The following is a 23559-nucleotide window of genomic DNA, read 5'->3' on the forward strand; positions in this document are numbered from 1 at the left end:
GGCACCCGGCACGGGCCGCTCTCACCGCAGCTTGGCCGCTCGCGCCGCCTCGAACTGGTTCACCCAGTGCCGCGTCCGGTCGAGATACGCCGTCTCGGCGTCGGCCCCGGTCTTCCCGTACGCGCCCGAGAAGGTCTGGTAGCCGTGACCGGCCGGCGGGTTGCCCGACGCGGGTTCGATCGAGCTTCCCTCGTGCCACTCGTTGAAGGAGGTGACGGACACCCAGGTGGGCGATCCGCCGATGGCCGGGTCCAGCGCGTTGTTCCACTGCTTGTCGTACGCGGCGCCGTTGTCCCTGCCCAGGGTGGGCGTGGTGTTGCCGGGCACCGCGCGGTCGTCGATGTAGCCGGGTGCCACCGACGGCGCCCAGACCAGATCGTTGGCCCGCGCGTAGTCCCCGGCGTTCTTCCAGCCGGGAGCGGTGGCGCCGGCGATGCCGTCGTAGGTGTAGATACCGTTGAAGTGCGCGATCTTCGAGGTGTCGGTGGTCTGGGCCAGGACGATGTTGTTGTCGGTCACCTGGTCCAGCGCCGACCAGTCGGGCACGTCGAGGCTCTGGAAGACGTAGAACGCGTTGCTGTCGTTACGCTCCGCGTCCCGGAAGTACGCCGGGTGGTCGCCGTAGTTGTCGTTGATGTAGTTGATGTCGTCCACGGTCGACGCGCCGCTGCGGCCGCTGTACGGCTCCAGGTGCCAGGCGACCTTGATGCCGTGGCGCTGGGCCGCGTCCATCACGCCCTCGACCAGACCGTCCTCGTAACTGCCCTGGCCCCACCAGCTGTAGACCAGGACGTTGACGCCCGACTGTTTGATCCACTTCATGTGCTGTTCGACGGCACCGGTGAAGTCACCGGAGTCGTAGGCGCCGAGCTTCGGGTAGAGGTCGGCGCCGACGTCCTCGGGCGGGTTCTGGCCGCCCTGCTGCCAGTGCCGCCAGCTGCCGTTGATCTCGGGGGTGCCGTACCACGGGTAGTAGAAGAGGTGCACGTTCGACGAGCCCTCGGCCTTGGGCTCCTCGGCCGCGCCGGACAGGGTGAAACTGTCGATGTCGAACAGCGCGCCCGCTCCCCCGGTGAAGCGCAGGAACAGCGCGCCCGTCCCGGTGGCGGTCAGTGTCGTGGAGACCTCGGTGAAGGTCTCCCAACCACCGGTCGGCTCGATGTCGACCGACCCGAGCAGTGTGCCGGTGGCCGATCCCGAGCGGATCTCGACGGTGCCGCCCGCGCCCGCCGACGAGACGTCGGCGGTGAATTTCGTGGCACCGTCGGTCCGGACCTGGGAGTACCCGGCCCAGTCACCGTTCTCGATGTGGCCGAGGGTCTGGCCGCCGCTCGCCGAGCCGTGGTTCGCGCGCTCCACGCCCGAGCCCGAGGTGTACGCCTCACCCTCCACGGTCGCCGGCCCCGGACCCGGGTCCTCGCCGCCGCCCGATGAACAGTCGGCGTCGACCGCGCCGGAGGCGTACTGGATGCCGCCGAGCAGTATCTGCCGGAAGGCGGGATCGGCGTACGACTCCCGGGTGTGGCCGAGCCCGGTGTAGAAGGACCGGCCTGCGGCCTGTTCGTCGCACCAGGTGATCGGGTGGTCCTCGCCCATCTCCCCACCGCTGTAGGTGGATTCGTCCAGGCTCTGGAGCACGTGCACGCTTTTCCGCGGATTGGTGCGGTAGTTGTACCACTCGTCGGTCCTGGTCCAGGTCGGGTCCAGGTGCGAGGTGGCGGGGTGGGTCCGGTCCTCGTTCTCGATCGTCGCCTGCTGGATCGCGGGGTGGCTCTTGAACCAGGCGCCGACCAGGCCCTCGTACTGGGGCCATTCGTACTCGGTGTCGGCCGCCGCGTGGACGCCGACGTAGCCCCCGCCCCCGTCGACGTACGACTTCAGCGCGGTCTGCTGCGCGCCGTTGAGCACATCACCGGTGGTGCTGAGGAAGACGACCGCCTCGTAGTTCGCGAGGTTGGCCGTGGTGAAGGCGCCGCTGTCCTCGGTCGCCGTGACGGTGAACTCGTTGGCCGCGCCGAGATCTCGGATCGTCTCGATGCCGACCGGGATCGAGTCGTGCCGGAAGCCCGCCGTCTTGGAGAAGACGAGCACCTCGTACGGGTCGGCCGCCGCCTTCGCCGAAGCACCGGTGGGCGCCAGGAACGCGGCCCCGAGCGCGACGGCCAGTACGCAGGACACGTGCCGCATTCGCCGGGCGATGCGATGTCTCATCGGCCTGCTCCCTTCACGGATTCGGCCGCCCCGGCGCCCTTGCCGGCCTTGGCCGCCGCACCCGTGGAGAAGGTGAAGGCGTCCAGGTCGAAGAGGTTGCCCTGGCCCGTCGGGCCCTTGAAGACGAGGAACAACTCCGTCGTCCCGCCGGGGGCGTTGGAGATGTCGGTGGTGACGTCCTCGAAGTTCTCCCAGCCGCCGGTCGGGGCGACGGCCACCGAGCCGAGCAGTGTGCCGGTCGCCGACCCGGCCCGTATTTCGAGCGTGCCGCCGACGCCGCCGGACGCGACGCGCGCCGAGACGCTGGTCGCGTTGTCCACCGCGTACGGCTTGAAGGAGACCCAGTCGCCGTTGTCGGTGAAGCCGACCGTGACGCCGCCCTCGGCGTTGCCGTGGGCCGCGACCTCGATGCCGGACTGGGCGCCGAAGTGCTCGCCCTGCCGGTGGCGCGGCTGGAGGATGCTGTCGCTGTGCGTGGTCAGACCGCCGGCGTCGGTGTACTCGGCGTCGAAGACCCCGTAGATGTTGGCGGCGGTGTCGTGCTCACCGTCGACGGGGACGTCGATGGTGCCGGTGCAGCCGTTCTTCGAGGTGATCTGGTGCCGGTGCTCGTCGTGGCCCAGCAGATACGTCACCTTGACCTTGGCGCAGTCGATGGTGCCGTCCTCGGGGTCGCTGACCGTCACGCTGAACGGGACGCTGTCACCCCACGAGAAGAGTTCGCCGTCGGTGGGCGTCGTCAGCGTGACGGTGGGCGCGGTGTTGCCCGCCGTCACCACGAGGCTGGCGGAGCCGGTCAGGCCCTCCGGGTCGGTGACCGTGAGCGTCGGCCGGTAGGTGCCCGCCTCGGTGTAGGTGTGGCTCGGGTTGGCGTCGGTGGACTTCGCGCCGTCACCGAAGTCCCAGGCGTAGCTGAGCGCTCCGCCCTCGGGGTCGGCGCTTCCCCCGGAGGAGAAGGAGACCGCGAGCGGTGTCGGGCCGGACGTCTTGTCGGCGGCGGCCTTGGCGACCGGGCTGCGGTTGCTGCCGGCGAGGTATTCGACGCGGTACAGGGCCTGGTTGTTGGAGCCGGTGCCGTAGTCCAGGACGTACAGCGCCCCGTCGGGGCCGAACGCCTGGTCCATCACCTGGGTGCCGGTCCACGGGAAGTTCTCGATGACGCCGGGCGAACCGTCGGCCTCGACCTCGATGGCCTTGATCCACTTGCGGCCGTACTCGCCGGCGAAGAAGCGGCCGTCGAGGGACTCGGGGAACTTCACGGCGGAGTCGAGACCCGCGTCGTAGTTGTAGACCGGTCCGCCCATGGGCGATTCGGAGCCGCTGCCGAACTCGGGCGGGGATCCCGCGTCACCGGAGTACCGGATCCAGGCGGCCTCGGCCGGCGGGAGCTTGCTCTGCCCGGTGTTGTGGAGGGAGTTGTTGGTGGCGCCGCCCGCGCAGTCGTACTTGCCGGCGGAGGGACCGTTCGGGAACGCCCACTCGCCGTACGTCTCCGTGGCGGTGTTGGAGCCGGTGCAGTACGGCCAGCCGAAGTTGCCGGCCTCGGTGATGCGGTTGAACTCGACCTGACCGCTGGGGCCCCGGTCCGCGCTCGTGGAGCCGGAGTCGGGTCCGTAGTCGCCGAGGTAGACGATGCCGGTGGCCTTGTCGACGGACATCCGGAACGGGTTGCGGAAGCCCATCGCGTAGATCTCGGGACGCGTCTGCGCCGTACCCGGGGCGAAGAGGTTGCCGGACGGGACGGTGTAGCCGCCGTCGGCCGTGGGCTTGATCCGCAGGACCTTGCCACGCAGGTCGTTGGTGTTGCCCGAGGAGCGCTGGGCGTCGAACTGCGGGTTGCGGTCCGTGCGTTCGTCGATGGGCGAGTAACCGGCCGACTCGAACGGGTTCGTGTCGTCGCCCGTGGTCAGGTAGAGGTTGCCCTGCGCGTCGAAGTCGATGTCCCCGCCGACGTGGCAGCACTGGCCACGGTCGTTGGGGACTTCGAGCACGACCTTCTCGCTCGCGGCGTCGAGGGTGCCGTCCGTCTTGAGCGTGAAACGGGACAGGTTCAGGTGCCCCTTCCACGGCTCGAAGTCGGCGGCGCTGCCCGTCACCGGGGCGTCGCCGCCCGGCGTGTTCAGCTTGGGCGAGTAGTACAGGTACAGATACCGGTTGCTCTGGAAGTTCGGGTCGGCCGCGACTCCCTGGAGACCTTCCTCGTCGTGCGTGTAGACGTCGAGCTTGCCCGATGTCCTGGTGTTGCCGGCGGCGTCGGTGAGGCGGACCGTACCGTCCCTCGCGGTGTGCACGACCGAGCGGTCGGGCAGGACGGCCAGCGACATGGCCTCGCCCAGTTCGGAACCACCGAGGGCGAGTTGTACCTGCTGGTAGTCCGATGCCGGGATCTCGGCGGCTTCGTGCTCCGGGTGACCGGGGTGCGCGACGGCCGCGGGAGCGGCGGTGAGCCCTGCGGAGAGTACGAGGGTGAGCGCCGCGAAAATTCTGGACCACGCTGGTGGGCGTCGTGACATGAAATTCCCTTCCTGACCAGAGGTGGGGTGCGTCAGGCAAGGCGCGCGCCGTCGCGCTTTGCTGCCGTGCTGGTGGTGCGGGACCGGTGCGGGGGGTGATGCCGGGGTGTGCGGAGATGACGCGGTTCGGTACGCGGGGGGATGCCGTGCGTTCGACCGGGAGCCATGTCCACAGTCCGAGCGAGTTGCATGCTGGCAACGCCGAATTAATTTGTCAAGGTCGTGTCAAAATTGCCGTCGGCCATTCCGGCGGAGCCCCGCGTGCGCGCGTGAGGCCGAACTCGCCCCGCGTAGACCGGCCTTGGCCTGCCGCGTTGCTCGGTCGATCTTCGCGGGCGAGGTACCGGCAACTGCCCACCTTTCGGACAGTGTTGTGTGACTGAACAAATTCGCCGGGGTTACGGAAACGCCGCTGTAACGCGCGGAGGCCGACGCCGGGGAGGCGTCGGCGCCGGCACTCGGACGGTCAACGCGGAGCCGTCTCCGGGGACTCGACCTGGTTCCCGGTCCTGCCCCCGGCCCCTCGGCGGGCAACCGCCCGTGGGGCCCGTCTTCGCGATCAGGCCGGATCGTCGGTGCTGCCGGGGCCGCCCTTTCCGCGGGATCCGTACTCGTACAGCATCTGCCGGATCAGGGCGACCGCCGCGTCCACGGTGTTGCCGGGCCGGCCGACGACACTGGGCCCGCTCGTCTCTCTTGAATCGATGCCGACGGCGATCGAGAAGTGGTCTCCCGCGACGCCGAAGCGGATCTCCTGCCTGGTGACGCTGTGCCATCTCGGCGGGGCGGACCGCCCCGGTGGGGCAGGTGTGTTGAGGACGCGGTGCCCCTCGGCGGACACGCCAACGGCGACGCCGACCGATGTCGGGTCCGGAAGGGAGACCCGGTCGCTCCGGACGCCGAGGGTGTTGATGTCCTTGTAGAGGAACTCCTGAATGGACTCGCCGATGAACGACCCGGTGGCCATGTCGAGCTCCACCTCCACGACGCAGAGCTTCCACTTGGTGAAGTAGATGATGGCGACGTGGTACGCGCTGCACCGCAGTACCCGATCCGCGCCTTTGGCGAACGACACCCGTCCGTGCGAGGGCATCCCGATCAGGGGGAGATGCCTGTTCGGCAGATTCTTGACCGGGGGGAGGTCGTCCCGCGTCAGACCGAGGCGGCTCAGTCCCTCGTGCGCGACGAGCCCGAGGGATTCGTCGAGCCATTCGTTCATCTGGTCGTCGGTCGCCTTGGGTTCCGCCGCGGCGTACGCACGCTCGAAGCGTTTCAGATCCTGCCGGTTCGACCACCTCCTGCTGCTGAACTCGCGCAGTTGGTGCCAGCCTCCGAACCCGCCGCCGGCCACCAGGAGCAGACCGATCAGGACCTCGCCGCCCATCAGGGGCGGCAGACCGGCCAGTGCGAACACGATGCCCACCAGGCCCCAGCTGAGCGGGCCTTGGACACCTTCGGGTGTGGGTCGGGGCGGAGTCGGGACGAAGTACTTCCGTACCCGCTCCGCCCTGTAGTCGTACGGCATGGTCATGAGGTCGTCTCCGTTGTCCTGCCGAGTCGGGCCAAGTGGTGCCAGGTCGGGGAGTGCGGCGCGGGGCAGTGGGTGCTCAGCTCGGCCGCGTGCTCCGGGGAGCAGTTCCGCGCCCGCGCACGGAGCTGGTCGAGAGGCACGCCTGTGCCCATGTCCTCGTAAGGCAGATGCCCGTCGTCGGCGAGAAGGGTGAGCAGCGCCGCCGTGTGCGGGCTGTCCGGTTCCCTGGCCAGCGCGCGGTGGGCGCGGCGGGTGACGGCGGCCAGTCGTTCGGTGAACTGGGCGTGCGGGCCCCGGCCTCGCAGCCAGGCCAGCGCGAGGTAGTAGTGGGAGTCGGCGTTGTCGAGCGAGTCGACTGCGCGGGCGAGCAGTTCGGCCGCACGGTCGTACTCGCCGTGGCCCAGTTCGCGGACCCCCTGCCGGAGTTCGCGGGTGCCGGGCTCGGGGTCCGGTCGGGCGACGAGGGAGGCGAGGGGTTGCCAGTGGGCAGCCAGCGTGGTGAGGGGGATGATCCAGGCGGTGTGCCGCCTGGCCGCCGTAACCATGCCGACCACCCGGCCGCGGGAATCAACGGCCGGGCCGCCGCTGAAGCCCGGGGAGATGGCCGGGCCGTGCCCCGTCAGCGAGTCCACCTGATAGCACTCGCCGGTGAAGTCCGGTCGGCTGACGCGGATTTCGGCCCAGAGGCCGAGCGTGAGCGGATTGTCACCGGGGAATCCGAACGCTCCGAGTTCCGTGCCCGGCGGGAGGCCGGTCGGTGGACCCAGTGGAGCGGGGGTCAGATGCCGTGGTGGATCGGGCAGGTTGATGAGCGCGATGTCGGCCCCCGGCCGGTGGTCCCTTTCGTAGATGTCGGTTCTGCCGTCCGCGACGATCTTGGTCAGCCCGTCCCACTCCCGATACGGCTCACCGGACGCACGCACCCGCACCTGCGGCAGCCCTCTGACCACGTGGGCGCAGGTCAGTGCCTGGGTGGCGGTGACAAGGAAGGCAGCTCCCTCGACCGACAGGCTGTCCGGCGTGCTCACTTGGAGGAGCCACGGCGGCACGGTGCTCATCGGGCCGCTCCGGGCGGTGTCCCGGCCGAGGGGTCACAGGTTCTTCCGCTGCCCCAGGTCATCTCCACGGTGAGATGCCCCTCGGTGGATGCCTTCGCGATCACCGCTCCTGCCTCCGCCGTGAACTTCACCCCGAAGGTCACTTTGGTCTCCGCAGGGGCGAGCCCGTCCCGCAAGGTGCTGAGCGCCGCTTCCACCGCTGTCCGCACACCGTCCAGACGGCGGGTGAACTGCTGATCGACGTCGGAAACCGAGCCTCTTCGGCGATTGACGTGACTGACGGCGTCGCCCTCGGTCGCCACTTCGACCACCACCGACTCGTTGTCGATGAGGCCGAATCGGATCAGATCTGCCATGAATGCTCTCCTCGGGAAGGCGTGCTGCCCGGACGCTAGAGCCGATGTCCACCCACCGACCGCCGTCCCGCGCACCGGCCACCGCCACTCCGCGCAACTTGCCCCCATGCCGGGACAGGCCGGGCCGGCAGCCGCTAACCTCCGAACAGGTTGCTGTGAGCACGTTCGGGGGTCCGGCCTCACCATGCGTACCGACAACGCCCACGCCGCCCTCGGATGGGCCGAGGAGCTTCAGACGGTCGCCTCGGCGATCCTGGTCCCCATGCGTGTGGCCGCCACCAGAGCCGGTTCGTTCCGGGCGAGCGTCGAATCCGCCTCCGCCGGGCCTGTCACCGTCGCCCGTATCCGCAGCAGCCCGCACCTCGTGGCCCGGGAGGCATGTGCGATCACCTCGACCGATCCGGACCTGTTGATGGTCACCCTGCACGGGAGTGGGCCTGCGACCGTGGTCCAGGAGAGCCGACAGCGCCGGGTGGCACCCGGCGACCTGGTCACCTTCGATACGGGACGGCCGTATCGCCTGGATGTCACAGGGCCCTGCGATGTCATCGTGAGCGGTCTGCCGCGTGCCATGCTCGGCGCCCACGCCGACCTCATCGCCCGCCGCACAGCGGCGCCCCTGCCCACCGACACCGGAGCGCGCGCGCTCGTCGCCGCGTTCCTGTCGGGTCTCGGCGAACAGCTCGACTCCGTGCCCGCCAGTTCGGGCACCCATCTCGCCGACGCCATGGTCGCGCTTCTCATCGCGGCGTTCGCCGAGACCAGCGCGGAACGCACCGAGATGTCCACGCCACTGACCGAGCGGATCATCGCCTACGTACGGGCCAACCTCGGCGATCCGGACCTGTCCGTGGAGTCCGTCGCCCGGCGCCACGGCATCTCGCCCCGCCATCTCCACCAGCTCTTCCGCGGGCGGGACTTCACCTTCACCGCCTGGGTCCGCCACGAACGGCTCCACCGCATCCGTCGAGACGTGACCGCTCCCTCGCTCGCCCACCGCACCGTGGCGGCCATCGCCGCGAGCTGGGGCATCCACGACGCGGACCACCTCGGCCGGTTGTTCAGGGCCGAGTTCGGCCACACCGCCATGGAAATCCGAGACGCCGCCCGTACCGCTCCCCGCAAGCCGGCGCACCGTTCCTCGGCCACCCCCTCCCGGTAGCCTGCCGGACCTGCGCCGGGCTCCCCGGCGACGCCGACGCCCTGTGAGCGGAGTTCGACCGGCTGCTGCCCCGGCCTCTGACGCCCGTACCCCCGTGCCGGGGACGAGGAAGGTTTGCCGGACCGGGAGAGACTGTGCGACTCTCCGGTGCCATCTCTCCGAAAGGGCTGATCGTGACACTCGGCATGGTTCTCGGCGACATCTCCTCCCGCGCTTCGACGCGGGAGCGGTAGACGGCCACACCTGCCTCTCAATTCGCGCCCGTACCACCGTAGTTCGCGGTACGGGCCGTTTCCCACGCTCCTCGTCGAAGTGCTCTTCGTGCCCCCGCACGTTCGATCACGAGGAGTACGTGATGCCCACGATCAGCTGGACCGAGGACGACCGCGCCGACCGGACCGGCGGCACCGCCGACTGGCACTCCGAGAGTGGGTCACCGCCCCCGGCCCATGTCGTCGTCGCCGACGACCGGATGAAGGCCGACACCGCCTGCCGACTGGCCCGCGAGGGCACCGCCCTGCTCTGGCGGGGCGACTTCCACAACGCGCGCCAACTGCTGTCGGCGATGAGCCGCCGTATCGAACGCGAACCGACCCGGCAGGGCGCCGACCCGGCCGAGACGTTCCGTCTGCACCGCCGCGCCCGCGCCCATCGTGCCCGTGTGCTGGGCAAGTTGCTCGTGACGCTGGAGGACGACCACTCCCTCGCGCTGCGCAGGGCCCCCGATGTCCGCCGGGCGTGCGTAGAGGCGTACGGCCCGCCGTCCGGTGTCCGCGTGGTCGCGCTCACCGAACTGCTGGGGGTGATCGGCGCGCGGCAGTGGCGCGCCAAGGGCGTGGAGGTGCCGGCGCTCGGCGCCCGCGTGCATCCCCACTACGGCGTGTTCTCCCCGGTCAGAGGGGAGTACGTCGACCTCGTCGCGCGAGCGCCGCTGGACGGGCCGACGCGGGCGACACGCACCGGCCGTACGGCCTTCGACCTCGGAACGGGCACCGGCGTACTCGCCGCCGTCCTGGCCGGGCGCGGAATCGGCCGTGTCGTGGCCACCGACATCAGCCCGCGCGCCCTCGCCTGCGCCGACGACAACGTCCGCGCGCTGGGTCTCGCCGAGAGGATCGACATCGTGGGCCCGTGCCTGTACCCGGAGGGCCTCGCCGATCTGATCGTCTGCAACCCGCCGTGGATTCCGGCGCGGCCGACCTCCACCGTCGAGCAGGGGGTGTACGACCCCGACAGCGGCATGCTCCGCGGTTTCCTCGACGGACTGGGGAGTCATCTCGAACCGGGCGGTGAGGGCTGGCTCGTCCTGTCGGACCTGGCCGAACACCTCGGTCTGCGGACCCGGCACGAACTGCTGTCGGGCATCGAGGCGGCGGGGCTGCGTGTGGTGGACAGGACCGACACGAAGCCGCGCCATCCACGGGCGGCCGACACCACCGATCCGCTGCACGCGGCGCGCGCCGCGGAGGTCACCTCGCTCTGGCGCCTGAGCCGCGCGTAGTACGGACCGGGGGCCGGCCGGACAGCCGTCGGCCGGGTCGCGTGGCAGCGGCCCGTCCGACGCTCCGTTCGCTCGGGCCCGGACGCAAACCGGTCAACTCTCCTCCGTCCCGCCCGGGATCGCCGGGACGTCCCGCAGCGGTACGACCACCAGCACCGCCGTCAGTTCGTCGCCCGCTGCCGGGCGCCCGGTGAACTGCCCCGGTCACCGCACTGGTTCAGCTCAGCAGCGCCCGCAGCGAGACCGCCGTCCGCGCGATGAACGCGTCGCGGGTCGGCTCGTCCAGCAGCCCCAGCGACAGGAACGGATTGAGGTCCTCCAGCTCCACGAGCAGCAGTTCACCGTCCGGCGCGCGGCACGCGTCGACGCGCTGGATGCCGTGGTCGAGGGTGTTCCAGTCGATGAACTTCCGCGCGAAGTCCAGATCCACGGCCTTGGCCTCGTACGGTACGAGCTCCCACCGCCGGTCCGGGTCGGGTGCGTGGAGCGCGTACTGGAAGTCGTGGTCGACGAAGTAGAAGGAGACCTCGTACCGGAACGGGATCCGCGGCTGCACGAGGGTGTCACGGAGATCTCCGAGGTCGGACAGCCGCTCGCGTGGCACGAACCGCATGCCGATGGAGTCCGCCCCGTCCTTCGGCTTGACGACGTACTCGTCGGCGTCCGGCAGCCGGCCCAGGTCCTCGACCCTGTCGACGGTCGGAATGACGGGCAGCCCCTCGGCGCTCAGCTCCACCAGATACTGCTTGCCCGCCATGTCGCCGCGCCCGTTGAGCGGGTTGTAGACGCGCACGCCGTCCGCCGCGGCCCGGTCGCGGAAGGCGTCGTAGACCTCCCGGTAATTCATCACGGGCCCGCTGTTGCGTACGACGACGGCGTCGAAGTCGCCCATGAGCCGGGCGGCGTCGGCCGGATGGCAGGTGGCGATGGTGAAGTCACGCCGCAGCCGGGAGGAGAACAGGATGTCCTCGTCGCAGTAGCGGCGGCCCTTCGCCTCGTAGGCGAAATCGGTGACGTAGAGGATGCGCGGGGGCGGGGCGGCGGCGGACATGGTGCTCCTGGGAGTGACGGGGGGTGCCCGCAGGTTACGTGGCGCGGATGCGGGGCCGGGAGGCCGGTGGGGCGCTCGGGACGCCTCACACGGCCACCAACGTCGTTTCCGTCGCCTTCACGCTCGTCCAGACCGGGACCCCGTCGGCCAGTCCGAGTTCGACGGCCGCCTGCGGGGTGATCTCGGCCACCAGGTCCGGGGCCCGCTCCGAGGTGATCAGTACCCGCAGCCGGCTGCCGCTGGCGGTGATCTCGCGTACGGTGCCGGGCCAGACGTTACGGGGGCTGCCGCTCGGCCGGTCGCGGTGCACGGACACGGCCTCCGGCGCGATGATCGCCAGCGCGCGTGTGCCGGGCGACAGCGGATCGGCGGCGACCAGCAGGCCGCCGCCGGTGAGCGCGAGGCCGTCGTCGTTCGCGGTGCCGGGCCAGGCGTTCTTGCCGAGCATCCGGGCCACCCACGGCGAGCGGGGGTGGCGGGTGACGTCGGCGGGCGGTGCGTCCTGGACGACCCGGCCCTCGTCCAGCACGAGGACTCGGTCGGCCAACGACACGGCCTCCACAGGGTCGTGAGTGACCATCAGACAGACACCGCCGAAGCCGTCGAGATGGGTGCGCAGGGTGTGCCGTACCCGTGCGCGGGTCGTCTGGTCGAGCGCGGCCAGCGGCTCGTCGAGCAGCAGCAGCCGGGGGCGGGTCGCCAACGCCCGTGCCAGCGCGACTCGTTGGGCCTGCCCGCCGGAGACCTGGGCGGGCTTGCGGTGTGCGAGGTGGCCCACATCGAGGCGGTCGAGCCACAGTTGCGCGGTCCGGCGGGCCTCGGCGCGGGTGACACCCTGGGCGCGGAGCCCGTACGCGGTGTTGCTCAGGGCGCTCAGGTGCGGGAAGAGCGCGCCGTCCTGGGGCACCCAGGCGACGCCCCGGCGGTGCGGCGGCAGGGTGGAGACGTCGAGGGCGCCGAGGCGCAGCTCGGCGTGGGCGCGGGTGGTCAGGCCGAGGAGGGCGCGCAGGAGGGTGGTCTTGCCGGCTCCGTTGGGGCCGACGACGGCGATGGTGGTGCCGGGTTCGGCGTCGAGCACGAGGCGGGTGAAACCGTTGACGTCGGCGTGCAGCGCCCAGCGCTCGTCGACGGTCGTCGCCTCTTTCGCCGGGACCGGCGTGGCCCCTGCCCCCGTCCCCGGCCCCGGCCCCGGTCCCGGTCCCGGTTCGGTGTCGTCGTCGGGTGAAGTGGCCTGGTTCCGGCGTCTGTTCGGGTCGCCCGTGGTGTCCCGTGGCGTGCCGGTCCAGCGCCCGCGCAGCGCGATCAGCACGGCCATGGCGATGACGAGCAGCAGCAGCGAGACGGATGTCGCGGCCTCGGGCGAGTTCTGGAGCAGCAGGTAGACCTGGAGCGGCAGCGTCTGGGTGGTGCCGGGCAGATTGCCCGCGAAGGTGATGGTCGCGCCGAACTCGCCGAGCGCCCGCGCCCAGGTCAGCGCGGCCCCGGCGAGCAGCCCGGGGGCGACCATCGGCAGGGTGACGGTGGCGAACACCCGTACCGGCGAGGCGCCGAGGGACGCGGCGGTCTCCTCGTAACGGGGGCGCAGTCCGCCGAGCGCGCCTTCGAGGCTGATGACGAGGAACGGCATCGCGACGAACGTCGCCGCCACGACCGCGCCCGAGGTGTGGAAGGGCAGCGTGATGCCGAACGTGTCCTCCAGCCAGGGGCCGAGCAGCCCGCGCCGCCCGAAGGCGAGGAGCAGCGCGACGCCCCCGACGGTGGGCGGCAGCACCATCGGCAGCAGGACCAGGGACCGTACGAAGGCCTTGCCGGGGAAGTCCACCCGCGCCAGCAGCCAGGCGAGCGGCACCCCGAGGACGAGGGAGAGCGCGAGGGCCCAGAAGGAGACGAGGAGCGAGAGCTCCAGTGCCTCGACGACTCCGGGGCTGGTCAGATGGTCACCGACCTCGCCCCAGGAGGTCCGGGCGAGGATTCCGATGAGCGGCAGAAGCAGGAAGGCGACGGCGAGGAGCGCGGGGACGGCGAGTGCGACGGGGGTACGGGTACGGCCCGGGGCCCGGCGGGGGAAGCTGAGGCGACTCATCGGGCTCCTGCGATTGCTGGCGTCTGCCGCGCGACGGCGAAGACGGCGCGTGCCGCACGCGAGTTGACGGGGCCTCGGTCGCCGGCCCGGTCAACTCGCGTGCGGATCGGTGGGGTTACGGCTGCTGGAAGCCGGCGTCCTGGAGGAGCTTCCGCGCCTCCGGGCTGCTGAGCCACGCGACGAACGCCGCTGCGGCTTCGGCGTGTTCGGACGTCTTGAGCGTGGCGGCCGGGTATTCGGCGACGGCGTTCTGCGCGTCGGGGATCTCGATCGCGTCCACCTTGTCCGTGGCGGTGGCCGCGTCCGTCTTGTAGACGATCCCGGCGTCGGCCTCGCCGAGTTCGACCTTGCTGAGGACGGCGCGGACGTTCGGTTCCTGCGAGACGGGCTTGACGTCGATCTTCTGTGCGTCGAGGACCTGTTCGCTGTAGCGGCCGACCGGGACCTCGGGCGCCGCGAGGACGACCTTGAGCTTGGTGTCGGCGAGGTCCTTGAGGTTCTCGATCTTCTCCGGGTTGCCCTCGCCGGTGGCGATGACGAGGCGGTTCTTGGCGATGACGGTCGGCGTCCCGGTGTCGTCCTTCAGACCGTCCATGGTCTTCGTGTCGGCGGTGACCAACGCGTCGGCGGGAGCGCCCTGTTCGACCTGTGCGGCGAGTTCCTGCGAACCTGCGAAGGAGAACGTCACCTTGGTGCCCGGGTTCTCCTTCTCGTACGCGGCGCCCGCCGTCGTGAAGACGTCGGTGAGCGACGAGGCGGCGAGAACGGTCAGTTCGGCCTTGGGGGCGCCGGTGGCCGACTCGGTCGACTTGGCTCCGGCGTCGCTGTCGTCGCTGTCACTGCCACCGCACGCGGTCAGTGGCACGAGCAGGGCCGCGGTGAGCGCCGTGACGGCGGCGCGGCGTACGGCGGTGCTGAGGGTGAAGGACATGAGGGTCAGGACTCCCTGGAAGGCTGGAAGGAAGGCGGCAAGGGTCAGACGCGGTCGATGTGCACGCTGGTCGACTTCACGCGGGCGGTGGCCCGCATGCCGACCTCAAGGCCCAGCTCCTCGACGGCCTCCCTGGTCAGGAGTGAGACCAGCCGGTGCGGGCCGGCCTGGATCTCGACCTGGGCCGCGACGTCGCCGAGCTTGACGGCGGTGACGATGCCCGGGAAGGCGTTGCGGGCGGAGGTGTACGAGACGTCGTCCTCGCCGCTGCCGCTCTGGCCGACCTCGATCGAGAACGCGGCGAGGTCGCGTCCGTCGATGAGCCGTCGGCCGCCTTCGTCGCGGTGGGTGGCGACCCGGCCGGCGTCGGCCCAGCGACGGGCGGTGTCGGTGCTGACGCCCAGCAGGCGTGCCGCCTGACCAATTGTGTAGGACTGCATGCGCGGAAAGATAGGCCGCGAACCCTCGCATCTGCAAGGTTTCAGGTCTTTATCCATAGCAGATGCGTGGCAGATCGGAGGAACCCACGAAGGAGCGGGCAAGGGCGAGGGAGATGGCGAGGGCTGCGGCGGACGGCTCACAGGGGAGCCGGTTCCGGGCCGGGGACGAGGCTCGCGCCGACCCATACGCTGGTGATCGCGCTGATGTAGCGCGCCCCGCACCGGTCGGTCGGCACGACGAGCTGACTGCCCGCCAGGTCCAGCGGAGCCCCGTCGAGCGTGGTGGCGAGCAGCGCGGGCACGGCGCCGAAGTCGGGGTCTATCTCGCCCCAGGACAGCACCGTGTGGTGCCCGTCCCCGCCGGTGACGGCCAGCAGGAAGCGGGAGCGGTCCCTCCGGCGCCGTACGTCGAAGTCCGGCCGCGCGTCGGCCACGACCTCACGCAGCAGGGGCCCTTCGAACCTGTGGTGCCGCGGCCCGCTGCTCGCGCACTGGAAGACCACATCGGCGCTGTGCTGCTCCCAGCCCTGCCGGAGGTCGGCGACGGTCAGCGTGCCGGGCCGGGCCAGCTCCCCGCGCAGATCGAAGGCTCCGGTACATACGGAAGGAGGGCCCCCGGGTGGCGTCTTGAGTCGGCCCATCGAAATTCCCCCTTCGAACGGCGCACACGCGACGACTGCCACGGGGTGATTCCCGCCGGGCGGTCCGCGAAATCATATCTGCGGGCCTGAAGGCCGTGTTGCCCTCGCTTCTGCGTGCGTGGAAGCCGGTTATCGGCCGTGAATGCGCCGAGGAGTGACGGCCCGGTCGGGGCATCGCGTCAGACTTGTGGGCATGGTGCGTCTGCGGGTACTGACGACGAACGACTGGCCTCTGTGGCGAGAGGCGCGTCTCGCGGCGCTGGCCGAGGCCCCGCACGCGTTCAAGTCCCGGCTCGGGGACTGGCATCGGGGCGGGGAGGAGCGGTGGCGGGCGCGCCTGGAGACTCCCGGCACGTACAACGTCGTCGCGGTGCTGGACGACCGGACCGTCGGCATGGCGAGCGGCGTGCCCGGGGACGCCGGCGTGTGTGAGCTGCGGTCGGTGTGGGTCGGTCCGGGCGCACGAGGTCTCGGCGTCGCGGACCGGCTGATCGCCGCGGTCGAGACCTGGGCGCGGCGGTCGGGCGCCACGACGCTGAGGCTCGCGGTGATCCCCGGCAACGAGCCGGCGGCCGCGCTGTACCGCCGTAACGGCTTCGTCCTCACCGGCGAGCGAGGGGACCTGCTGCCCGACGGCGTGACCACGGAGCAGGTGATGGCGAAGCCGCTTCGCCCGGCCGAGGGCCGGGCGACCGGAGGTATCTAGCGGGCGAGGAACGGGACGAGCGCCGCGGTCAGTTCGGCGGGTGCGTCCAGCGCGATGAGGTGGGCCGCCTTGGGGAACTCGACAAGGGTGGCGCCGGGAATCCCGGCGGCGTAACGGCGGGCGATGTCCTGGAAGTCGGCGACGTCGAGGCTCCCGATGCCGACCAGCGCGGGGACGGCGATCGCGGCGATGTCGCCCGCCTCACCGTCTCGGGAGTGCTCATCGACGGCGTCCTGGTTCATCAGCGCGGTCCTTACCGGAGCGCGGAGTTGTCCGGCCAGCGCCGGGTCGACGTCGCGCCATTCGCGGGCCGGCCCACGGAGCCACATGTCCAGGTTCACACGGACGGCGGCCTCCAGGTCGCCCGCGGCCAGGGCAGCCGTCTCGGCCTCGTCGTACGCGACCATCTCCGCCGACCAGTCGTATCCCGGCCACGGCGGTGCGAGCAGCGCCAGGCAGCACACCCGGTCCGGGTGGGCGAGAGTGAAATCCACCGCCACCCGCCCGCCCCAGGACGCGCCGACGAGCCGGACACGCTCGTGACCGAGGTGGTCCAGCAGCAGCCGCAGATCGTCGGTCTCGCTGAACGGGCCCGCCGGGGGCGCGGACTCGCCGAAGCCGCGCAGGTCGTATCTGATGACGGTGTGGCGCTCCGCGAGGGCGGGCGCGACCGCGTCCCACATACGGTGATCGGCGACTCCGGCGTGCACGAGAACGACGGGCGGGCCGTCCCCGGTGACGGTGTACGAGAGGTGGCCGAGGTCGTCGGCGAGTATGGGCATCCGCAGATGCTCGCAGGTCACCACCACGTGTGCCACGGAGAAAGACACCGACACCGGCGAGGGGCTCGAGCCGCCCGGCCGAAACGGAAAAACGGTGGTCGCCACGTCGGCGTGGCAACCACCGCCTCCACGACGTGGCAGGTAGAAACGATCCTGCTGAAGGCACGCCTGGTGGGGCGGGTGGGACTCGAACCCACGGCCGACGGATTATGAGTCCGCTGCTCTAACCGGCTGAGCTACCGCCCCTAACGGCGCGTCGCGCACATTTGTGCGCGCCGTCTGCCGCAGCATAGCCGCTCATACGATCTCCTGCCTCGGATGGTCGGCAACGCCTGACCATGAGGACTTCCTTGGGCGTCGGCCGGTTCCAGGAGAAGCCCGAAGATCACCCGGAAGGCTGGCGGCGGCGCCCCGACGGACCGTCAGCGGAGCCCCGGTGAGCGGTGGCGGACACAAGAAAGAGGACCCCGAAGGGTCCTCTTCCGTGCTTGCTCTCCCGGCTGGACTCGAACCAGCAACCCTCCGGTTAACAGCCGAATGCTCTGCCAATTGAGCTACAGGAGATCGCGCTCCCCCGACTGGACTCGAACCAGTAACCTGCCGGTTAACAGCCGGCTGCTCTGCCAATTGAGCTACAGGGGATTGCTGCGTATGCACCGAACGCACCCACCCCGGGTCTCCCGGGCGGCGGACGTCCGCTGCGACACATACATTAGCGCAAGCAGGGGGGTGCTCCGCCAATCGGTATCCCGCCGGGTCACACTGGGTGATCTCGGACCTCGTGGGTAGGCGGACGTCACGGCTCAAGGTCCGATGCCAACGAACTAACGAAGGGTGGCAGGCCATGCGGCGCCTCACGTTCATCGCGGGACTGGCTGTCGGTTACGTACTGGGAACCAGGGCCGGGCGCGAGCGCTACGAGCAGCTCAAGAAGTCCGCAAGCCGGATCTCGCAGAACCCGGCCGTGCGCAACGCCGCCGAGACGGCGGCGTTGTCCAGCCGTGAGTACGCGGGCAAGGCGTACCACTCGGTGAGCGACAAGGTCGGGGACAAGGTTCCCGGGTCCGTCGCCGACCGGGTCCGGTCGCTGCGTTCGCGGAACGGCAACGCCGAGGACGACTGGGGAACCACCAACACCTGACGCGCGCGAAGCGGCGGCGGCTTCCGGCACCGGACGGTCCCGGAAGCCGCCGCCGCTTCGCGAGTGCGGCAGAATCGTGCCATGGGAATAGTCGCCGGGTTGGACAGTTCGTCGGGTTCCACACGCATCGTCGTGTGTGACGCGGACACGGGTGCCGTGCTGCGGCAGGGATACGCGGTACATCCCGTCGAGGCCAAGGCCACCGAGGTCGATCCGCAGGCCTGGCTGCTGTCGCTCGGCGAGGCCGCGGGCGGCGGTGTGCTGGAGGGCGTGGAAGCCATCGGGGTCTCGGCGCAGCAGCACGGGCTGGTGCCGCTGGATCAGTCGGGCAATCTCGTACGTCCCGCGCTGCTCGGCAACGACAAGCGCGCGCAGGTCGCCGCCGCCGATCTGATCGACGCGCTCGGCGGGCGGCAGGCCTGGGCGGAGGCCGTCGGGTCGGTGCCGCAGTCGGGTCAGCCCCTGGCGAAGCTGCGCTGGCTGGCGCGGAACGAGCCGGACGCGGCGCGGCGTACGGCGATGGTCCTCCAGCCGCACGACTGGCTGGTCTGGCAGTTGCTCGGCCGGCCCGCCCGGCGGACGACGGACCGGGGCGCGGCGTCCGGCTCCGGCTTCTGGTCGGCCCGCACGGGTGCGTACCGGCCGGATCTGATGGAGCTCGCGCTGGGCCACCAGGCGGCCCTGCCGGAGGTGCTCGGCCCGGCCGAGGCCGCCGGAACCACCCCCGAGGGCCTGCTGATCTCCGCCGGTACGGGCGAGACCATGGCCGCCGCTTTCGGGCTCGGCGTCGGGATCGGGGACGCGGTCGTGTCGCTGGGCGCCTCCGGGTCCGTGATGACCGTGCACCACGAGGCGCTGGCGGACCCCACCGGGATGATCACGTCGTTCGCCGACGCCACGGGGATGCATCTGCCGGTCGTGCACACGCTCAACGCCGTACGGGCCCTGCGCGGCACGGCGGAGCTGCTCGGGACCGAGGATCTGGACGAACTGTCGGCGCTGGCGCTCAAGTCCACACCGGGCGCGTCCGGTCTGGTGTTCCTGCCCTATCTGGAGGGCGAGAAGACACCGCATCTGCCGCACACGGCGGGCACGTTGAGCGGTCTGCGGCGTGAGTCGATGAAGCCGGAGCATCTGGCGCGGGCCGCGTTCGAGGGGATGCTCTGCTCGCTGGCCGACGCGATGGACGTGGTGCGGGGGCGCGGGGTCGAGGTGCGACGGGTGTTCCTGCTGGGGGCGGCGGCCGGGCTGCCCGCCGTACAGGCCGCCGCGCCGGGGATCTTCGGGGCGCAGGTCGTCGTCCCGGAGCCCGCCGAGTACGCGGCGCTGGGCGCGGCGCGGCAGGCCGCGTGGGCCCTGGGGGTCTCGAAGAACACACTGTCCCCGCACAGCCCGCCCGACTGGCGGGGCGCGGCGGTGCAGGTCTTCGAGCCGGGCGAGGAGGCGGCGGTGGGTGCCGCGGTGCGCCAGCAGTACACATCGGCCCGCGACCACATCCACCCGGGCGCCTTCTCCGCCGCGCCGGGGGCGTAGCGGACGGAGGCGTATCGGACGGGGGCATAGTCGGCTGAGACGCGGACGGGAGGGCACCGGATCGGGGCCCTCCGGTACGACAGTCGTTCTTGACTCGTCCTTTGTGGAAAACCTTTGGGTTCCAACGGCTGGAGTGTCGCAGGATGGGGTCCGACCCCCGATCTTGCCGAGCCCGAGAGACAGCACGTGCTGCTACGACTACTCAGAACCCATCTGGTCCCCTACAAGAGAGCCATCGGCCTGCTGGTGGTGCTCCAGCTGCTGCAGACCTGCGCCTCCCTCTATCTGCCCACCCTCAACGCCGACATCATCGACAACGGTGTCGTGACGGGGGACACGGGCTACATCATGGAGTTCGGCGCTCTCATGATCGCCGTCAGCGTCGTCCAGGTCTTCGGCCAGATAGGCGCCGTCTACTACGGTGCGCGCACCGCCTCGGCCCTCGGCCGTGACGTGCGGGCCGCGATCTTCGACCGGGTGCAGAGCTTCTCCGCCCGTGAGGTCGGCCAGTTCGGGGCGCCGTCGCTGATCACGCGCACCACCAACGACGTCCAGCAGGTGCAGATGCTGGTGCTGATGTCGTTCACGCTGATGGTGTCGGCCCCGATCATGTGTGTCGGCGGCATCGTCATGGCGCTCGGCCAGGACGTGCCGCTGTCCGCGGTGCTGCTCGCCGTCGTGCCGGTCCTCGGTATCTCCGTGAGCCTGATCGTGAAGCGGATGCGCCCGCTGTTCCGCACCATGCAGGAGCGGCTCGACACGGTGAACCGGGTGCTGCGTGAGCAGATCACCGGCAACCGCGTCATCCGGGCGTTCGTGCGCGACGAGTACGAGAAGAAGCGGTTCGAGGGCGCCAACACCGGCCTCACCGACATGCAGCTGGCGACCGGCCGGCTGATGGCGCTGATGTTCCCGGTCGTGATGACGGTCGTGAACGTGTCGTCCGTGGCCGTCGTCTGGTTCGGCGCGCACCGGATCGACAGCGGCGGGATGCAGATCGGTGCGCTGACCGCGTTCCTCGCGTATCTGATGCAGATCGTGATGGCCGTGATGATGGCCACCTTCATGTTCATGATGGTGCCGCGTGCCGAGGTGTGTGCCGAGCGCATCGAGGAGGTGCTGGACACCAGGTCGAGCGTCGTACCGCCCGAGGATCCGGTGCTGGTGCTGCGCAGGCACGGTCATCTGGAGGTGCGGGGCGCGGAGTTCCGCTATCCGGGGGCCGAGGAGCCGGTGCTGCGTGATGTGTCCCTGACCGCCAGACCGGGCGAGACGACCGCCGTCATCGGCTCGACCGGCAGCGGCAAGTCGACCCTGCTGGGGCTGGTGCCGCGACTGGTCGACGCGACGGCCGGCGAGGTGCTGGTGGACGGTGAGGACGTACGCGGTCTCGATCCGGCGCTGCTGGCCAAGACCGTCAGCCTGGTGCCGCAGAAGCCGTATCTGTTCTCGGGGACGGTGGCGACGAATCTGCGGTACGGGAATCCGGACGCGACCGACGAGGAGCTGTGGCACGCGCTGGACGTCGCGCAGGCCAAGGAGTTCGTCACCGGCCTGGAGGGCGGGCTGAACGCGCCCATCGCGCAGGGCGGGACGAACGTCTCCGGAGGGCAGCGCCAGCGGCTCGCCATCGCGCGCACGCTGGTGCAGCGGCCGGAGATCTATCTGTTCGACGACTCGTTCTCCGCGCTGGACTACGCGACGGACGCGGCACTGCGCGCCGCCCTGGCACGTGAGACCGCCGAGGCGACGGTGGTGATCGTCGCCCAGCGGGTGTCGACCATCCGCGACGCCGACCGGATCATCGTCATGGACGAGGGCCGGGTGGTCGGTGAGGGGCGTCATCACGAGCTGATGGCCGAGAACGAGACGTACCGGGAGATCGTGCTCTCCCAGCTGACCGAGGCGGAGGCGGCCTGATGAGCGGTCCTGGCGGACGCATGATGGCGGCCGGCGCGGGTTCTCCTTCGCAGCGGTCGATGGATTTCAAGGGGTCGAGCAAACGGCTGCTGCGGCAGCTCGCGCGGGAGAAGATCACCCTGTGGTGGATGGTCGCCGCGGGTGTGCTGAGCGTGGCCGCCTCGGTGGTGGGCCCGAAGATCCTCGGCTCGGCGACCGACCTGATCTTCGCGGGGGTCGTCGGCCGTCAGACGCCGGGTGGCTCAAGCAAGGAGGAGACGGTCTCGCGGCTCCGGGAGGAGGGCGAGGGCGGGCTCGCCGACCTGCTCTCCGGGGTGGACTTCGTACCGGGGCAGGGCATCGACTTCGACGCGGTCGGCCGGGTCCTGCTGGTGGCGCTGGCGGTGTACGTCGCGGCGGGGCTGCTGATGCTGGTCTCGACGCGGCTGTCGATCCGGGTCATCAACCTCACCATCTACCGGATGCGCGAGGACGTACAGGCCAAGCTGTCGCGGCTGCCGCTGTCGTACTTCGACCGTCAGCAGCGCGGTGAGGTGCTGAGCCGGGCGACGAACGACGTCGACAACATCTCCCAGACGCTCCAGCAGACGATGGGCCAGCTCATCAACTCCCTGCTGACGATCGTCGGCGTCCTCGGGATGATGCTGTGGATCTCGCCGCTGCTGGCGCTGGTCGCGGTGGTGACCGTGCCGCTGTCGGTGCTGGTGGCGACGAAGGTCGGCAAGCGCTCACAGCCGCACTTCGTGCAGCAGTGGAAATCGACGGGCACGCTGAACGCCCATGTCGAGGAGATGTACACGGGGCACGCCCTGGTGAAGGTCTTCGGGCGGCAGGACGAGTCGGCGCGGGCGTTCAAGGAGCAGAACGAGGCGCTGTACGAGGCCGGTTTCAAGGCGCAGTTCAACAGCGGCGTCATGCAGCCGCTGATGTTCTTCATCTCCAACATCAACTATGTGCTGGTGGCGGTCGTCGGCGGGCTGCGTGTCGCGTCGGGCACGCTGTCGATCGGCGACGTGCAGGCGTTCATCCAGTACTCGCGCCAGTTCTCGATGCCGCTGACACAGGTGGCGTCGATGGCCAACCTCGTCCAGTCCGGGGTCGCGTCCGCCGAGCGGATCTTCGAGTTGCTGGACGCGGAGGAGCAGGAGAAGGACGCTCCCTCGGCCGCGCGCCCGCACGAGCTGCGGGGACGGGTGGCGCTGGACGGCGTGGCGTTCCGCTACGAGCCGGACAAGCCCCTCATCGAGGACCTGTCGCTGTCGGTGGAGCCGGGTCAGACGGTCGCGATCGTCGGCCCGACGGGTGCGGGGAAGACGACGCTGGTCAATCTGCTGATGCGCTTCTACGAGGTGACGGCCGGCCGGATAAGTCTGGACGACATCGACATCGCCACCATGTCGCGGGAGGACCTGCGGTCCCGGATAGGCATGGTCCTCCAGGACACGTGGCTGTTCGGCGGCACGATCGCCGAGAACATCGCGTACGGCGCGGCGCGCGAGGTCACCCGGGAGGAGATCGAGGAGGCGGCGCGGGCGGCCCACGCGGACCGTTTCATCCGCACGCTGCCCGACGGCTACGAGACCGTGATCGACGACGAGGGGTCGGGCGTCAGCGCGGGCGAGAAGCAGCTGATCACGATCGCGCGGGCGTTCCTGTCGGACCCGGTGATCCTGGTGCTGGACGAGGCGACCAGCTCGGTGGACACCCGTACCGAGGTGCTGATCCAGAAGGCGATGGCCCAACTGGCGCACGGGCGTACGAGCTTCGTGATCGCCCACCGGCTGTCCACGATCAGGGACGCGGACGTGATCCTGGTGATGGAGAACGGCTCGATAGTCGAACAGGGCACGCACGAGGGGCTGTTGGCGGCGAAGGGAGCGTACGCGCGGCTGTACGCGGCGCAGTTCGCCCAGGCGGTCGCCGAGGTGGACTAGGTCCTGTCCGGCGGATCTTCGGGGATCGGCCCGGGGCGTCTGGTGCGGTGCATCGCAAGGCGGAG

The 23559-nt window shown here is 70.4% G+C and carries 18 protein-coding genes and 3 tRNA genes; 7 read left to right on the forward strand and 14 right to left on the reverse strand.

Annotated elements, in window-relative coordinates; all coding sequences use genetic code 11:
• Positions 1–21: 21 nt before the first annotated feature.
• From ACFWHU_RS07945 to ACFWHU_RS07965, 5 genes are all read right to left on the reverse strand, one after another.
• On the reverse strand, positions 22–2211 hold the full coding sequence (locus ACFWHU_RS07945) for a ThuA domain-containing protein (protein WP_387224349.1): 2190 nt from the start codon (positions 2209–2211) through the stop codon (positions 22–24).
• Positions 2208–4724, reverse strand: a complete 2517-nt coding sequence (locus ACFWHU_RS07950) for a PQQ-dependent sugar dehydrogenase (RefSeq protein WP_387224350.1) — start codon at positions 4722–4724, stop codon at positions 2208–2210. The genes ACFWHU_RS07945 and ACFWHU_RS07950 overlap by 4 nt, the downstream gene beginning before the upstream one ends.
• Before the next feature lie 559 nt (positions 4725–5283).
• A complete protein-coding gene (locus ACFWHU_RS07955; RefSeq protein WP_387224351.1) occupies positions 5284–6255 on the reverse strand; it encodes a hypothetical protein in 972 nt (323 codons plus the stop codon).
• Positions 6252–7313, reverse strand: a complete 1062-nt coding sequence (locus ACFWHU_RS07960) for a serine protease (RefSeq protein ID WP_387224352.1) — start codon at positions 7311–7313, stop codon at positions 6252–6254. Before ACFWHU_RS07960 ends, ACFWHU_RS07955 begins: the two co-directional genes overlap by 4 nt.
• Positions 7310–7669, reverse strand: coding sequence for a CU044_2847 family protein (locus ACFWHU_RS07965; protein ID WP_387224353.1), 360 nt, complete (start codon positions 7667–7669; stop codon positions 7310–7312). The genes ACFWHU_RS07960 and ACFWHU_RS07965 overlap by 4 nt, the downstream gene beginning before the upstream one ends.
• Before the next feature lie 184 nt (positions 7670–7853).
• Here ACFWHU_RS07965 and ACFWHU_RS07970 point away from each other — a divergent pair, with 184 nt between their 5' ends.
• Both ACFWHU_RS07970 and ACFWHU_RS07975 read left to right on the forward strand, forming a co-directional pair.
• The gene (locus tag ACFWHU_RS07970; RefSeq protein WP_387224354.1) at positions 7854–8831 is read left to right on the forward strand and encodes a helix-turn-helix domain-containing protein; all 978 of its coding nucleotides are present in this window, start codon (positions 7854–7856) and stop codon (positions 8829–8831) included.
• Positions 8832–9186: 355 nt separating this feature from the next.
• A complete protein-coding gene (locus ACFWHU_RS07975; RefSeq protein ID WP_387224355.1) occupies positions 9187–10332 on the forward strand; it encodes a methyltransferase in 1146 nt (381 codons plus the stop codon).
• A gap of 217 nt (positions 10333–10549) precedes the next feature.
• Here the strand turns inward: ACFWHU_RS07975 and ACFWHU_RS07980 are convergent, their stop codons facing one another.
• The 5 genes from ACFWHU_RS07980 to ACFWHU_RS08000 form a co-directional block, all read right to left on the reverse strand.
• Positions 10550–11383 (reverse strand): hypothetical protein, encoded by an 834-nt coding sequence (locus tag ACFWHU_RS07980; protein WP_387224356.1) that lies wholly within the window; start codon positions 11381–11383, stop codon positions 10550–10552.
• A gap of 85 nt (positions 11384–11468) precedes the next feature.
• Positions 11469–13466, reverse strand: coding sequence for an ABC transporter permease (locus ACFWHU_RS07985; RefSeq protein ID WP_387224357.1), 1998 nt, complete (start codon positions 13464–13466; stop codon positions 11469–11471).
• 115 nt (positions 13467–13581) lie between these two features.
• Entirely contained in the window at positions 13582–14397 is an 816-nt protein-coding gene (gene modA, locus ACFWHU_RS07990; protein WP_385794982.1) for a molybdate ABC transporter substrate-binding protein, read from the reverse strand.
• A gap of 44 nt (positions 14398–14441) precedes the next feature.
• Positions 14442–14837: a molybdopterin-binding protein gene (locus tag ACFWHU_RS07995; protein WP_385794985.1), complete on the reverse strand. Its 396-nt coding sequence runs from the start codon at positions 14835–14837 to the stop codon at positions 14442–14444.
• 137 nt (positions 14838–14974) lie between these two features.
• A complete protein-coding gene (locus ACFWHU_RS08000) occupies positions 14975–15478 on the reverse strand; it encodes a molybdopterin-dependent oxidoreductase (protein ID WP_387224358.1) in 504 nt (167 codons plus the stop codon).
• A 193-nt stretch (positions 15479–15671) separates the two neighbouring features.
• Here ACFWHU_RS08000 and ACFWHU_RS08005 point away from each other — a divergent pair, with 193 nt between their 5' ends.
• Complete coding sequence (locus tag ACFWHU_RS08005) at positions 15672–16184, forward strand: GNAT family N-acetyltransferase (protein ID WP_387224359.1); 513 nt, start codon at positions 15672–15674, stop codon at positions 16182–16184.
• Here ACFWHU_RS08005 and ACFWHU_RS08010 read toward each other — a convergent pair.
• From ACFWHU_RS08010 to ACFWHU_RS08025, 4 genes are all read right to left on the reverse strand, one after another.
• The gene (locus ACFWHU_RS08010) at positions 16181–16966 is read right to left on the reverse strand and encodes an alpha/beta fold hydrolase (RefSeq protein ID WP_387224360.1); all 786 of its coding nucleotides are present in this window, start codon (positions 16964–16966) and stop codon (positions 16181–16183) included. The two genes, ACFWHU_RS08005 and ACFWHU_RS08010, sit on opposite strands and share 4 nt — an antisense overlap.
• Positions 16967–17135: 169 nt before the next feature.
• Positions 17136–17212, reverse strand: a tRNA-Ile gene (locus ACFWHU_RS08015).
• A gap of 245 nt (positions 17213–17457) precedes the next feature.
• Positions 17458–17530, reverse strand: a tRNA-Asn gene (locus ACFWHU_RS08020).
• Positions 17531–17535: 5 nt separating this feature from the next.
• Positions 17536–17608 (reverse strand) — tRNA-Asn (locus tag ACFWHU_RS08025).
• Positions 17609–17810: 202 nt separating this feature from the next.
• Here ACFWHU_RS08025 and ACFWHU_RS08030 point away from each other — a divergent pair.
• From ACFWHU_RS08030 to ACFWHU_RS08045, 4 genes are all read left to right on the forward strand, one after another.
• The gene (locus ACFWHU_RS08030) at positions 17811–18107 is read left to right on the forward strand and encodes a YtxH domain-containing protein (protein WP_387224361.1); all 297 of its coding nucleotides are present in this window, start codon (positions 17811–17813) and stop codon (positions 18105–18107) included.
• Between the two features lie 81 nt (positions 18108–18188).
• A complete protein-coding gene (locus ACFWHU_RS08035; RefSeq protein ID WP_385794998.1) occupies positions 18189–19640 on the forward strand; it encodes an FGGY-family carbohydrate kinase in 1452 nt (483 codons plus the stop codon).
• Positions 19641–19826: 186 nt separating this feature from the next.
• Positions 19827–21560, forward strand: a complete 1734-nt coding sequence (locus tag ACFWHU_RS08040) for an ABC transporter ATP-binding protein (RefSeq protein WP_387224362.1) — start codon at positions 19827–19829, stop codon at positions 21558–21560.
• On the forward strand, positions 21560–23494 hold the full coding sequence (locus ACFWHU_RS08045; protein ID WP_385795004.1) for an ABC transporter ATP-binding protein: 1935 nt from the start codon (positions 21560–21562) through the stop codon (positions 23492–23494). Before ACFWHU_RS08040 ends, ACFWHU_RS08045 begins: the two co-directional genes overlap by 1 nt.
• The last annotated feature ends 65 nt before the right edge of the window (positions 23495–23559 follow it).

It is taken from the genome of Streptomyces sp. NPDC060366 (assembly GCF_042725135.1).
GTDB lineage: Bacteria > Actinomycetota > Actinomycetes > Streptomycetales > Streptomycetaceae > Streptomyces.